Source organism: Cupriavidus pauculus, assembly GCF_003854935.1.
Classification (GTDB): domain Bacteria; phylum Pseudomonadota; class Gammaproteobacteria; order Burkholderiales; family Burkholderiaceae; genus Cupriavidus; species Cupriavidus pauculus_C.
In genome coordinates this window covers 2,780,181-2,793,695 of the sequence record NZ_CP033969.1, presented here as the reverse complement: position 1 = coordinate 2,793,695, position 13,515 = coordinate 2,780,181, and the positions used below count along the sequence as shown (strand labels likewise).

Genomic DNA, 13,515 nt, shown 5'->3' with positions numbered 1-13,515 from the left:
TGGCCGCGGCGCTCAGGCGGGGCTAGAGGAGCTTGCCGGGATTCATGATGCCGCTGGGGTCGAACACCTGCTTGATGGCGCGCATCAGCCGCAGTTCGAGCGGGTCCTTGAGCGCCAGGAAGGCGTCGCGCTTGAGCTGGCCGACGCCGTGCTCGGCGCTGATGCTGCCGTCGTAGCGCGCCACTTCGTCCATCACCTCGTCGCTGACCGGCTTGCCTTCGCCCAGCGCCCATTTGGGGTCGGCTCCCAGCGGGCGCGACAGGTTGTAGTGCAGGTTGCCGTCGCCGAAATGGCCGAAGATGAACGGGCGGATGCCGGGGTGCCGGGCCTGCAGCCGGGCCTCCATCGACGCCATGAAGTCGGGAATCCGCTCGATCGGCAGCGATACGTCATGCTTCAGGTGCAGGCCGTCGGCGCGCTGGGCCTCGGAAATCTCTTCGCGCAGCCGCCACAGGCCCTGCAACTGGGCCAGCGACGCCGACACCGCCGCGTCCAGGCACAGCCCCTGTTCCAGCGCCTCGCCAATCACCGATTCCAGCAGCGCGTTGAGCACGTCTTCCGACGCCGTATCGGCGATTTCCAGCAGCACATAGGCCGGATAGCGCTCTGCAAACGGCGCCTGGACATTTTCGGCATGGGTCAGCACGAGGTCCAGGCAGGCACCGGTGAAGAACTCGTAGGCCTGCAACCGCGCCCCGCAGCGCGCGAACAGCAGCGAATAGAGTTCCAGCGCCTGCCGCGACGACTCCACGGCGGCCAGCACCACGGCGCGGGAATCGGCGCGCGGCGACAGGCGCAGCGCGGCGGCCGTGATGATGCCCAGCGTGCCTTCCGATCCGATCAGCAGTTGCTTGAGGTCGTAGCCGGTGTTGTCCTTGCGCAGCGTGCGCAGCCCGTGAAAGATCTCGCCGTTCGGCAGCACCGCTTCCACGCCCAGTACCAGCTCGCGCGTCATGCCGTAGCGCACGACGTTGACGCCGCCGGCGTTGGTCGCCAGATTGCCGCCGATCTGGCACGAATCCTCGGCCGCCAGCGACAGCGGGAACAGCCGGTCGTTTTCCTCGGCGGCGCGGCGCAGGTTGCCCAGGATGCAGCCGGCTTCGGCCACCATCGTGTTGGCAATCGTGTCGATCGAGCGAATCTTGTCCATGCGGTCCAGGCTGATCACGACGTTGGCCTGGCTGGCGTCGGGCGCGGCCCCGCCGCACAGGCCGGTATTGCCGCCGCGCGGCACCACGGGGACGCCGGCCTGCTGGCACAGCGCCAGCGCCTGGGCCACCTGTTCGGTGCTGCGCGGGCGCACCACGGCCTGCGCCTGGCCCTTGTAGAGACCGCGCCAGTCGGACAGCCAGGGCGCCACGGCGTCAGCGGCGGTGGCGACGATTTCGGGACCGAGGGCCTCGGTCAGGCGCTGGGCGAAGGGCGAGATGGACATCGTATTGCCTCTGAAACGGTAGGGAGACGGGGATTCAGGACTGGCGCAGCGGCAGGCCCAGGCGGCCGGCCGCGTTGCGCAGGTGTTCGGTGGCGCGCTGGCGGGCCAGATCGGCGTCGCGGGCGCGGATGGCGTCGAAGATCGCCACGTGTTCGCCGTGGACCCGGCCCGGCAGCCCCGGCTGGCGGCTGGAGTTGACGCGGGCGGTCCGCACGGCCTGGTGGAGCTGCAGGTTCATGTACTGCAGCAACTGCTGGTAATAGGGATTGTGGGTCGCCGTGGCGATGGCGATATGGAACTGGATGTCGGGCTCCACGCCAAGCTCGGCATCGTCCAGCCGCGCGGCAATGGCATCGAGCAGGGCGCCCATGCGCTGGAGGTCGGCGTCGGTCCGGTGGCGGGCCGCCATGGCTGCCGCCGCGCTCTCCAGGTCGATCCGCAACTCGAAGATCGCCGCCAGGTCCGTTGCATCGGCATGGCCGGCCAGCCGGAACCCGCTGTCGCTGACGCGCGAGCGGACGGTACTGCCCAGCCCCTGCCGGCTCTCGATCATGCCCTGCGACCGCAGATGCTCGGTCACCTCGCGGATCACGGCCGCGCTGACGCCGTAACGCTCGGCAAGCTGCTTGCCGGTAGGCAGCCGGGCGCCGACGGGAAACGTGCCGTCGGCAATCTCGCCACGCAGCTGCTGGATGACGCGCTCGGTCAGGGTGATGGGCCGTGTCTGCATAGGCCAGCACCTTACGCTTTTCTGGTTATATGAAAACTAGGGGTAAACGCTTAGATCGAAGGGGGCACCAAGGCGCAAGGCGCGCTCAGAGCTTGCCTTCCAGCGATTTCCGTTCGCGCCACATCTCCTGCACGAACGGGTCGGTGATGCCGTACAGGCCGTGGCCCTTACGCATGATGAGGTTGGTGGCCATCAGTTCGTTGACTACGGGCTGGGCCTCTTCGACCTTGACCTCGCGCCCGATGGCCTGGGAGTAGGCGGCGGCCGCGTCGGCCGAGAACAGGCCCCGGGCGTCGCCCTTGGCCGTGGCGATGCGGTCGAAGATGGCCGTCGCCAGGCCGCCCAACTGTTCCAGCTTCATCAGTTCGATATCGGCGGCGGCCGAGCGCAGCGTGTTGGCGATGACCGGCAGGTGCTCGTCGGGATTGCTGCCGTCGGGCAGGTGGAAATGCAGCTGGCGCAGCGCCTTGATCATCTCCTCGGGCCGGTTGCCGAGCGTGTGGAACGCCTGGATGGCCACGTCGAGCGAGGGCAGGGACGTAAAGCCCTCGGCGGCCAGCCGTTCCAGCAGGTAGGCCACGTAATCCTTGTCCAGCACCGGGTAGGCCACCGACGTGGCGCCCGTGAACGCCTGGTTGCGCCGGGCCGTCAGTTCGCCGACCAGCGCGCGGTGGGACCCGGTGCCGACGAACAGGAAGTGCCCGGGGGTGTCCGGCCGGGGATTGATCGCGTCGCGCGCTGCCTTCAGCGCCAGCAGCATCTGGTTGCCTTCCTCGGATGTGATCGCGTGCTGGACTTCGTCGACGATCAGCACGACGTCGGTGCGGCCCTGGTCCACCACTTCGGACAGCGCCTGCGCCAGCGTGGCGCCGCCGGGCTCGCCCAGGTTTTCCAGCTTGAAGCCGAACTTGAAGCTGAAGGCGCCCACGTCGATGCCGGCCACCCGCTTGAGCTTGCGCCGGGCCGCCGCCGGCGGCGACTCCAGGGCTTCGAGCTTCTTGCGCACCGCGTCGCGGATCAGCGTGGCGGGGCTCCGCTGGGTGTCGCTCCACAGGTCGACGTAGATCACGATGGCGCCCAGGTCTTCCAGCGCCGGGATCAGGTCGTTCAGCAGGAACGTGGTCTTGCCGATCCGGCGCAGGCCAGAAAGGAACAGCCCGGACCGCAGGCCCTCGTCCAGCACGCTGGGGTAGAGCAACTGGCGCGCCATCTGGCTGGCCAGCTCGGGGCGCTTGTAGACGTAGCTCATCGGGTTTAGGTGAAATTATGAATTTCCAATAATTATAGGGAATCCATAAAACGAAGTAAAAGTCGGCGTGGAGACAAATCCTAGTCAAAGTGGATGACAGTGCACGTGGGCGTCATGCCGCCGTGGCAAAATCGCCAGATTCCAGCTTCGGGCGCCTTTCCATAGGCGAATTGCCATGCAGATGTCGCAAGCCATTCCGATCCTCCGCATCTTCTCGGAGGACAAGGCAAGGGAGTTCTACGTGGACTTTCTGGGCTTCAAGCTCGACTGGGAGCACCGGTTCGGCGACAACTTTCCGCTCTACGCGCAGGTCTCGCGCTCGGGGCTGGTGCTGCATCTGAGCGAGCACCATGGCGACGCCACGCCCGGTTCGGCGATCTTCATCCCGATCGACGACGTGGACGCGCTGCACGCCGAACTGACCGCGCGCGCGTATCGCTACGCCAAGCCCGGCGTGGAGGATGCCGGCTGGGGGCGGCAGTTGCAGGTCAAGGACCCGTTCGGCAACCGGCTCTGCTTCTGCCAGCAGACCGAGGCGTAGCGCAAGCTGCCGGGCTCAGGTTGCCTGCTGGGCGGATGCCTGGACGGGCACGCCGGGCTGGACATCGTCGAGCCGCACGTCGCGCAACTGCGCGGTGGCCTTGGCGATGGCGCGCGACAGCCGCGCGATCTCGTTCAGGTGCTCGATCATGTCGTTGGCCAGCCGGAAATTGGCCACATCGTCGTGGCTGCTTAGCTGCAGCTCGGCCATGATGCCCTGGCGCGCCGCCATCGCCATGGCTTCCAGCGCCGGCTTGGCGGCGACGATGCGCTGCACGGTGTCGGCGGACGGATGCGCGACGGTGTCCACGGCCTGCGCAAGCTGGTCCAGCACCGAAGCGGCAAAGGCCATGGCGTCGGCGTTGCGCCAGCGGCCGGCATCGGCGCTGTGCGACAGGCGCCGCTGGCTCAGCGCCAGCATGCTCGTGGTGGCCACCTCGCGCGTGGCATCGAGCGTGGCCGCGATGCGTGCCAGGTCCACCAGTTGGCGGCTCTCGTCCTCGCTGCCGTTGCCTTCCGACAGCCGGCCGATATAGCCGATGACCGCGGTGCTCAGCGCTTCGGCGGCCTGGTCCTGGCCGGCCATCGCCACGATATCCTGCGCGGTACCCTCCACGGCGATCTCGGCACTGCGGCGCACCAGCCCGTGTACCTGCCGGCCCAGGCTGGCCAGTTCGAGCTGCACGCGGGCGATGCCCAGCGCCGGCATGTCCAGCAGCGTGTCGTCGAGGTAGCGGGGCACGGCCGGGTCCTGCGCGGTCGTGCGCGTGGACGGCGCGATGCGCTCGGCCAGCCGGCCGATGGGCCCGGTGAACCAGATCAGCACCGTCGTGCTGAACACGCTGAAGATGGTATGGGCGTTGGCGGCCTGGCGCGGCGTCTCGGCCGCCAGCCGCGCGGCGCCCGTCAGTTCCGGCGCCGACGGCGATACCAGCCGCACAAGGTCCGCAAACTGCGGGATCAGGAAGGCGAAGAACAGCACGCCCAACACGTTGAACAGCAGATGGACGACGCCGACCTGCGTGGCTTCCGCGTTCTTGCCGATGGCGGCCAGCAACGCCGTGCCGCAGGTGCCGACGTTGGCGCCCAGGATCAGCGCGATACCGGATTCCAGCGGGATCAGCCCCTGGCTGCCCAGCGCGATCACGATGGCCAGCGTGGCGGCCGAGCTCTGCACGATGGCCGTGAACAGCGCGCCAATCAGGATGCCCAGCGCCGGGTTGCGCATGTCCTGCATCGCCGCGATGAACGGCTCGTAGTTGCGCAGCGGCCGCGTGGCATCGCCCATGAACTCGATGCCGAGGAACAGCAGGCCCAGGCCCAGCAGCACGCCGCCCAGCTGGCGCAGCAGTTCCTGCCGGGCAAAGGCGTGCAGCAGGAACCCGAAGCCCAGCAGGAACGGCGTGACCGCCGAGATATTGAACGCGATGATCTGCGCGGTCAGCGTGGAGCCGATGTTGGCGCCCATGATCACCGGGATCGACTGGCCCAGCGTCATCAGGCCGGCCGATACGAAGCCGACCAGCAGCACCGTGGTGATCGTGGAGGAATTGAGCAGGGCGGTGATGCCCGCGCCCGCCAGCACGCCGCGCAGGCGGCTGGCCGTGAGCGTGCCGAGCAGCGATTGCAGCCGCGCGCCGGCAATCGCCTTGAGCCCGCCCGTCATGCATTCCAGGCCGTAGAGGAAGAGGGCCAGCCCGCCGGTCAGCAGGCCCACGATTTCGAGCAGGTTCAGCGAGGCAGCGGACTGCATGGCATGGGGACCTATCGGGAGGGCGAGGCTGCCATTGTATGCCGCACGCCGGCGGATACAATGCGCTCCTTCGCCCCCGCCCGACACCGCCATGCGCCGCGCCGCCGCCCTCCGAATCCCGCCCCGCCTTGCCGTGACAACCCTGGCCACACTGGCCACCTTTGCCGCTACCGCCGCCGGTGGGCCGGCCTGGGGCGCCGATGCCGGGGCTGATGTCATCCGCGCGGCGGTTGACGCCGCCGTCCGGCCGGTCATGGCCAAGTACGACGTGCCGGGCATGGCCGTGGCCGTCACGCAGGGCGGCCAGCATCGGGTGTTCAACTACGGCCTCGCATCGCGCCAGGGCACCCGGCCGGTCACCGACGCCACGCTGTTCGAGATCGGATCGGTCAGCAAGCCGTTCACGGCCACGCTGGGCGCCTATGCGCAGGCGCGCGGCGTGCTGTCGCTGGCCGACAAGGCCAGTCGGCACATGCCCGCGCTGGCCGGCAGCGCCTTCGATGGCATCAGCCTGCTGGAACTGGGCACCTATTCGGCCGGCGGCCTGCCGCTGCAGGTGCCCGATGCCATCAACACGCTGCCGCAGATGGTGGACTGGCTGCGTCAGTGGCAGCCGGACTTCGCGCCCGGCACCCGGCGGCGCTATTCGAACGTGAGCATCGGCCTGTTCGGCCATGCCGCCGCGCAGGCGCTGGGCATGCCGTTTGGCGACGCCATGGCCGGGCAGTTGCTGCCGAAGCTGGGGCTGTCGCATACCTGGATCGACGTGCCGCGCGCCCGCATGGGCGACTACGCCTGGGGCTACAAGGGCGACAAGCCCGTGCGGGCGTCGCCGGGCGTGTTCGACGGGCAGGCGTATGGCATCCGGACCACGGCGGCGGACATGATCCGCTTTGTCGAACTGAACATCGACGGCCAGTCGGTGGCGGACCCGGCCGTGCGGCAGGCGCTGGCGACCACGCACGCGGGCTATTTCCGCGTGGGGCCGATGACGCAGGGGCTGGGCTGGGAGCGCTATGGCTGGCCGGTGACGCTGGATGACCTGCTGGCTGGCAACGACACCCGGATGGTGCGCGACGCGCAGCCCGTGCAGCGCATCGACCCGCCCGAGCCGGCGGCGGCCGACGTCCTGCTCAACAAGACCGGGTCGACCAATGGCTTCGGCACTTATGTGGCCTACGTGCCCGGCCGCCGCATCGGCGTGGTGCTGCTGGCCAACCGCAACGTGCCGATCCCGGCGCGGGTGACGGCGGCCTACGCCATCCTCCAGGCGCTCGACCGCGCCGGCGCCCCGGCCATCCGCTGAAAACCGTCCGCCCAAAAAAAGACCCGCCTGAGGGGATCAGGCGGGTTTGCAGGGGGAGGTTAAACAGGACGGGTCAGGTCCTGCGATGAAGCTTAGAGTGAGGCACACGCAGTCGATGTAGGCGTTTGTCTGATTTTGTATTTCTAGCATTTTGACCGCAACTTAATCGACCGAATGCAGCCAGTGCATGGTCGTTTCATGGTTGGGCCGCTGGCGTTTTGGCGATCTCCCGGCTACGATGTTGTTATGCAACTGGTTGCATAACAACATCCCGAGGAGACCCGCATGGAAGTTCACGGCCTGATTCCCGCCGCGCAGCAGACCCTGGCCGCCTGGCACGGCCTGCTGGCCCGCAACGCGATGGAGGAACTGGACCCGCTGCTGTCGGACCAGATCGTCTTCCGCTCGCCGGTGGCGCACAGCCCGTATCCGGGGCGGGCCGCCATCAAGCTGGTGCTGAAGACCGTCAATACCGTGTTCCAGGATTTCACGTACCACCGCGCGTTTGCGTCCACCGACGGCCGCAGCGTGGTGCTGGAATTCAGCGCCACGGTCAGCGGCAAGGCGCTCAAGGGCATCGACATGCTGCGCTTCGACGATGCCGGCCGGATCGAGGAATTCGAGGCGATGGTGCGCCCGCTGTCGGGCCTGCAGGCGCTGGGCGAGGCGATGGGCGCGCGGCTGGCCGGGCAGAAGGCCGTGCTGGCCGGCGCCGGCTGATGGCTTGGGCCGTCAGAGCGACAGGTGGACGACGCGCTGCGACGGGTCGTCCGGGCAGGGCGTATCGGCAAAGCCCAGCCGATGCGCCAGCCGCCGCATGCCGGTGTTCGATGCCAGCACGTAGCCTTCGATGGTGCCGAACCCGGCGGCGCGCGCGAATTCGATCAGCGTTTGCAGCAGCACCCGGCCCAGCCCGGTGCCTTGCCAGCCGTCGAGCACGGTAACGGCAAATTCGCAGGCGTCGCGGCCCGGCAGCGCCACGTAGCGCGCGCCGCCAACCAGATGGGCCCCCACGCCGTCCGTGCCGTCCACGGCGGCCAGCGTGCATTCGCTGCCCGGCTCCGGGTGGACCACGTCGTCCAGCAGGGCGTCCGGCAGGTCCTTGATCGCGGCCATGAAGCGCGTGTAGCGCGAATCCTCGGACAGTGCGTGGAAGGCTTCGAGCACGCCGGCCTTGTCGTCCTCGCGGATCTGGCGCACGACGATCACCTGCCCGTTGCGCAGGATTACCTGCATCGGCAGATAGGGCACGGTCGGCGTGTGTGAAACGGTGGCTTGCGGCATGGCAGGGCCCGCGGACTAAGGTCCTGTCATGGTAGGCAACGGGGCAGGGAAGGGCAAAGGGCGCCGCGTACCGCTGCGGCGCCCCAGGGGGGCACAAGACGCGTCCGGCTACGTCACTTGCGCAGGTCGAAGCGGTCCAGGTCCATCACCTTGGACCAGGCGGCGACGAAGTCCGTATAGAACTTGTCGGCGCCGTCGTCGCTGGCATAGACCTCCGACAGCGCGCGCAGTTGCGCGTGCGAGCCGAAGACCAGGTCCACGCGCGAGCCCGTCCACTTGACCGCGCCGGTCTTGCGGTCGGCGCCTTCGAACACGTCGCGCGACAGCGGCGTCCATTCCAGCGACATGTCGAGCAGGTTGCGGAAGAAGTCGTTGGTCAGCGTTTCGGGCCGGTCCGTCAGCACGCCGTGCGCATCCTTGCCGTGATGGACGTTGAGCACCCGCAGCCCGCCGATCAGCACCGTCATCTCGGGCGCGGTCAGCGTCAGCAACTGGGCGCGGTCGATCATCATGTGCTCGGCCGGCACGCGCACGCGCGGGTTGATGTAGTTGCGGAACGCGTCGGCGGTGGGCTCCATCGCGCCCATCGACTTCACGTCGGTCTTCTCCTGCGACGCATCCATGCGGCCCGGCGAGAACGGTACCTTCAGCGTCTTGCCCGCCTTCTCGGCCGCCTTCTCGATGGCCGCGCCGCCCGCCAGTACGATCAGGTCCGCCATCGAGACCTGCTTGCCGCCCGATTGTGACCCGTTGAAGTCTTTCTGGATGCCCGCCAGCGTTTCCAGCACCTTGGCCAGCTTGTCCGGCTCGTTGACGGCCCAGTCCTTCTGCGGGGCCAGCCGGATCCGGCCGCCGTTGGCGCCGCCGCGCTTGTCCGAGCCGCGGAACGTCGACGCGGCCGCCCAGGCGGTCTTGACCAGTTCCCCGATCGACAGCCCCGAAGCCAGCACTTTCTGCTTGAGCGCGGCAATGTCGTTGTCGTCGACCAGCGGGTGGTCCACCTTCGGGATCGGGTCCTGCCAGAGCAGTTCCTCCTGCGGGACTTCCGGGCCCAGGTAGCGCTCGATGGGCCCCATGTCGCGATGGGTCAGCTTGAACCACGCACGGGCGAAGGCATCGGCAAACGCCTGCGGGTCGTCCTTGAAGCGGCGCGAGATCTTCTCGTAGATCGGGTCGAAGCGCAGCGACAGGTCCGTGGTCAGCATGGTCGGCTTGAGCTTCTTCGACGGGTCGTATGCGTGCGGCACCGTCTCGGGCGCGTCCTTGGCCACCCACTGGTTGGCGCCGGCCGGGCTCTTGGTCAGCTCGTACTCGAAATTGAACAGGTTTTCCCAGAAGCCCTGGCCCCACTGCGTGGGCGTGTTGCTCCACGTCACTTCCAGGCCGCTGGTGATGGTGTCCGGGCCCTTGCCGGTGCCGAACTGGTTGCGCCAGCCAAAGCCCTGCAGTTCCAGGTCGGCCGCCTCGGGCTCGGGGCCGACATTGCTGGCCGCCGCGGCGCCATGGGTCTTGCCGAAGGTGTGGCCGCCGGCGATCAGGGCCACGGTTTCCTCGTCGTCCATCGCCATGCGGCCGAACGTATCGCGGATGTCATAGGCCGCCGCGAGCGGGTCTGGGTTGCCGTCCGGGCCTTCCGGATTGACGTAGATCAGGCCCATCTGGACGGCGCCGAGCGGATTCTCCAGGTTGCGGCCGGGATCGGTGCGGCTCACTTCCTCGCCGTGCTTCTCGGCATCGGCGACCAGCACGCCGCCGTCGTCGTCATTGCCCGCCGCGCCCTTGCCGTAGCGCACGTCGCCGCCCAGCCAGGTCTTCTCGTTGCCCCAGTAGACGTCCTGATCCGGTTCCCAGGTGTCCTCGCGCCCGCCACCGTAGCCGAAGGTCTTGAAGCCCATCGTTTCCAGCGCCACGTTGCCGGCCAGGATCATCAGGTCGGCCCAGGAAATCTTCTGGCCGTACTTCTGCTTGACCGGCCAGAGCAGCCGGCGCGCCTTGTCCAGGCTGACGTTGTCCGGCCAGCTGTTGAGCGGTGCAAAGCGCTGCTGGCCGCGGCCGCCACCCCCACGGCCGTCGCCGATGCGGTAGGTGCCGGCGCTGTGCCAGGCCATCCGGATGAACAGCGGGCCATAGTGGCCAAAGTCGGCCGGCCACCAGTCCTGTGAGTCGGTCATTACGTCGGCCAGGTCCTTCTTCAGCGCGGCGAAGTCGAGGCTCTTGAAGGCCTCGGCGTAGTTGAAACCCTTCTCCAGCGGATTGGATTTGTCCGAGTGCTGGCTGAGCAAGTCCAGCCTGAGCTGCTTCGGCCACCAGTCCGCATTGGTGGTGCCGCCGCCCGCGGCATGGTTGAAGGGACACTTTTCGTTAGACATGCTCTCTCCTTTGGGGGAACCATCGGTAGTTCTAGTCTTTCTCGCGTCAACACTTCCACGCGGCCCTGCGTTGGTCAGGTCCTGTCGCACGAGAAATATAGGCGAGAGCCCATGGCAAAAACATGAGAGCTTTGCAATCGCCGCGATAGGGCAACGCTATGACGCGAAAGGCATCGCGATTCGGGTTAGCCCGACCTGATCCCCCCGGTGCATGACCTATAGTTGCGGTACTCAGAACGACAGCGCCACGCGCGCGGAGGGTGCGATCATGACCATGTCAGTCAGGCTCGCGAGATGCCTGAGCCGCAACGAAAGCCATTTCGACACGGTCAGGCGCCCCGGCGACATCCGCGAAGCGGCCCCGTCCACGGCGCCAGCCGTGCCCCAGGACCGCCTGGCGCGCACTGTCCTGTTCGAGGACGAACGCGGCTACCTGACCGCCGTCATCCCCGCCAGCCACCACCTGAAACTGGCCGAGCTGCGCAGGCAGACCGGCCGCGAACTGGGCCGGGCCCATGCGGAAGGGGTGCGCGAGGTGTTCCGCGACTGCGATCCGCGCGCGCTGCCGCCAGTCGGCACGGCCTATGGCACGCAAACGTGGATCGACGAAAGCCTGCTGGCGCACGACGACGTCTATTTCGAATCGGGTGACCGCGACGCGCTGGTGCACATGCGCGTCGACGACTTCGCGCGGCTCATGGCGGACGCGAGGCGAGGGCGGTTTGCCCATCGTGTGATGTAGCGCGGGCCGTTGCCCGCGACGGGCCGCGCCATGGGACCAAGGTCCAATGGCGCGGCCGGCTTGCGTCTATTCCACGGGCTCCAGGTCGCCCGGTTTCCACGTCTTGTCGAACCACGGCTCCAGCGGCCCGTACAGCCGCAGGATCACCTGCCAGCTCTTGCCCGGCCGCGTCTGCACCCAGTTCGACGCCTGGCCCGGCGGCGCCTTCGGGCCGAACCAGATCGTGTAAGAGCCATCGGGGCCCGCCTTCAGGCCCTTGCTGTGGCTGTCGATGCCGGCCGCCTTCTGGTCGGTTTCGAGCATCGAGCGGGTCTGTGCGTCGTAGACCGTGAACGACCAGAACTGCCGGGCCGGCACGGGGCCGGGCAGGGTGATCCGGTAGGTCTTGCCGCCGTCCAGGTAGGTCCCGCGCGCGTCGCGCACGGCGAACGCGTAGGCCGAGCCAGTACCGGGCTTGGCGGCCGCCATGGCCGGCGTGATGCCGGTGGCGGCGTAGTGGAACAGCGTGCGGGCGTCGAGCATCCGCTCGCCGTGATCCAGGAACTGGTAGCTGTTGCCGATAAAGCCGTTGCCCCATTGGCGGTCCGGGAAGAACTTGAGCCGCGGGTCGCGCGACGCGAACAGGATGGCCCGCGCCGACGCATTGCCCACCGCCACGGCATCCACCAGCAGCGCCTTCATGCGGGCATCGGGCCGGAACGGCTGGCCTTTCTTGATGCCAATCGAGGCAAACAGGCCGACGATCTCCGGATCGAATGCGTCGGCTGGCTCGTGCTGGATGACCGCGTCGATTTCCTCGAAGAAACGGAAATCGTTGGCATGGATCGTGTTGAATTTCTTGCCCGACAGGTTCACGAACTTCGTCGGCGGCGGCTTGGCGGCGGCCGCCAGCGGATAGACGCGGGCGCGGTCCTTGACCAGCTTCACGGCCGCGGCCACGTCGTCGTGCTCGACAAACACGCGGCACAGGATCCAGTTGATATAGGTGGGCGATCTGGTGATGAAGTAGCCGCTGTCCGGCAGCGGGCCCTTGTAGTCGGGCGGCACAAACAGGTACTTGCCGCCTTTGCCCTGATCCGGGCCGGTCAGCCCGACGTCGGTCACGAAGCGGAAATAGGCATCGTCCACCGGCCCCAGCGCGTTGGGCGGGATTTCCACCACCACCGGGCCGTCCTTGAGATCGATGCAGAAGAAGTTGTAGACCGTGGTGGCGTTGGGCGTCAGGAACAGCGACCGGGCGTCCATCAGGTTCTCGGTGATGCCGATGGCCTGGTTCGGCGTGACGCCGGCCTCGCGCAGCCCGGTGCACATGGCCTGCAGCGAAGCGGCCGGGATGCCGGACAGGAACGCCTGGATGCCGCGCGAGAAATCAAGCTGGTCGTAGACCTTCTGGACCGTGGCGTCGTTGGGCAGGCCATCGAAGAACTCCAGCGGCCCGATCCGCGTGTCCACGCGGGACGGCGTCACGATATCGGGCGGCACACTGGCCGCGTAGCGCGGTGCCTGCGCCAGGACTGGCAACGACACCAGCCAGATCAGGGCGCCGATGAACAACAGACGTGTCGACATACGTTTCCTTTGCTGCGATGAATGGCCCATGCAGCATAAGGCGCCAGCGTCGCCGCGGATCGGGGTGCCGTATTGAATGTTTTCGGGGGCTGCGTTAAGTGGCTGGGATGGGGTTGGCGACAGACAGGTGTCAGAGGAACAATCTATCTTATGTTAAATGAAAGATGGATAACGACGGCCGACTCTGGTTTTCCCAGTCGAAAGACGCAAAACTATGTTTGATCGCGACGTAAATACGTGTCCGAATGCTCTTCGGCTCATACGCGCCAAAACAAACATACTTTTTCATTTGCATCCCTTACTGCCCACAGTTTTGTTATCGGCCGAATGCCTTCGACCCGTGCGATGATGTCCAACGCATACGTGCCGCAGGAGTTTACATGGCCGCTCAAGAAGATGGGCTAAGCATCTCACCGTTTCCTTCTTCCCTGAGGGATCTCCGAACTCTATGCCAACCAGGGCATCCTTGCGATCCCGTCGATCGCGCTTTACATGATGGCGCGTATCAGGAGCTGGGGACTGTACTGCAGTGGCTGTC

Annotated in this window: 11 protein-coding genes; 4 read left to right on the top strand and 7 right to left on the bottom strand. The window is 67.2% G+C overall.

Annotated features, from left to right (window positions below; all coding sequences use genetic code 11):
• Positions 1–22 precede the first annotated feature (22 nt).
• The 3 genes from EHF44_RS14375 to EHF44_RS14365 all read right to left on the bottom strand — a co-directional run bounded on the left by EHF44_RS14375 (position 23) and on the right by EHF44_RS14365 (position 3,414).
• Positions 23–1,435 (bottom strand): FAD-binding oxidoreductase, encoded by a 1,413-nt coding sequence (locus tag EHF44_RS14375; RefSeq protein WP_124684282.1) that lies wholly within the window; start codon positions 1,433–1,435, stop codon positions 23–25.
• Positions 1,436–1,469: 34 nt separating this feature from the next.
• The gene (locus EHF44_RS14370; RefSeq protein WP_124684281.1) at positions 1,470–2,165 is read right to left on the bottom strand and encodes a FadR/GntR family transcriptional regulator; all 696 of its coding nucleotides are present in this window, start codon (positions 2,163–2,165) and stop codon (positions 1,470–1,472) included.
• Positions 2,166–2,250: 85 nt separating this feature from the next.
• On the bottom strand, positions 2,251–3,414 hold the full coding sequence (locus EHF44_RS14365) for an ATP-binding protein (RefSeq protein ID WP_124684280.1): 1,164 nt from the start codon (positions 3,412–3,414) through the stop codon (positions 2,251–2,253).
• A 175-nt stretch (positions 3,415–3,589) separates the two neighbouring features.
• On the opposite strand from EHF44_RS14365, the gene EHF44_RS14360 reads away from it, so the two are divergent.
• Positions 3,590–3,955, top strand: a complete 366-nt coding sequence (locus tag EHF44_RS14360) for a glyoxalase superfamily protein (RefSeq protein WP_124684279.1) — start codon at positions 3,590–3,592, stop codon at positions 3,953–3,955.
• A gap of 15 nt (positions 3,956–3,970) precedes the next feature.
• Here EHF44_RS14360 and EHF44_RS14355 read toward each other — a convergent pair whose 3' ends face one another.
• Positions 3,971–5,707, bottom strand: coding sequence for a Na/Pi cotransporter family protein (locus tag EHF44_RS14355; RefSeq protein WP_124684278.1), 1,737 nt, complete (start codon positions 5,705–5,707; stop codon positions 3,971–3,973).
• Between the two features lie 91 nt (positions 5,708–5,798).
• Here EHF44_RS14355 and ampC point away from each other — a divergent pair, with 91 nt between their 5' ends.
• Both ampC and EHF44_RS14345 read left to right on the top strand, forming a co-directional pair.
• Positions 5,799–7,013: a class C beta-lactamase gene (gene ampC, locus EHF44_RS14350; protein WP_124684277.1), complete on the top strand. Its 1,215-nt coding sequence runs from the start codon at positions 5,799–5,801 to the stop codon at positions 7,011–7,013.
• A 285-nt stretch (positions 7,014–7,298) separates the two neighbouring features.
• On the top strand, positions 7,299–7,733 hold the full coding sequence (locus EHF44_RS14345; RefSeq protein ID WP_124684276.1) for a nuclear transport factor 2 family protein: 435 nt from the start codon (positions 7,299–7,301) through the stop codon (positions 7,731–7,733).
• Between the two features lie 12 nt (positions 7,734–7,745).
• On the opposite strand, the gene EHF44_RS14340 is transcribed toward EHF44_RS14345, so the two are convergent.
• Together EHF44_RS14340 and katG are read right to left on the bottom strand one after the other, a co-directional pair.
• Entirely contained in the window at positions 7,746–8,297 is a 552-nt protein-coding gene (locus EHF44_RS14340) for a GNAT family N-acetyltransferase (RefSeq protein ID WP_124684275.1), read from the bottom strand.
• 113 nt (positions 8,298–8,410) lie between these two features.
• Entirely contained in the window at positions 8,411–10,666 is a 2,256-nt protein-coding gene (gene katG / locus EHF44_RS14335; RefSeq protein ID WP_124684274.1) for a catalase/peroxidase HPI, read from the bottom strand.
• A 268-nt stretch (positions 10,667–10,934) separates the two neighbouring features.
• On the opposite strand from katG, the gene EHF44_RS14330 reads away from it, so the two are divergent.
• On the top strand, positions 10,935–11,408 hold the full coding sequence (locus EHF44_RS14330) for an aminoacyl-tRNA deacylase (RefSeq protein ID WP_124684273.1): 474 nt from the start codon (positions 10,935–10,937) through the stop codon (positions 11,406–11,408).
• Between the two features lie 66 nt (positions 11,409–11,474).
• Here the strand turns inward: EHF44_RS14330 and EHF44_RS14325 are convergent, their stop codons facing one another.
• The gene (locus tag EHF44_RS14325) at positions 11,475–12,977 is read right to left on the bottom strand and encodes a DUF1254 domain-containing protein (protein WP_124684272.1); all 1,503 of its coding nucleotides are present in this window, start codon (positions 12,975–12,977) and stop codon (positions 11,475–11,477) included.
• Positions 12,978–13,515 lie beyond the last annotated feature (538 nt).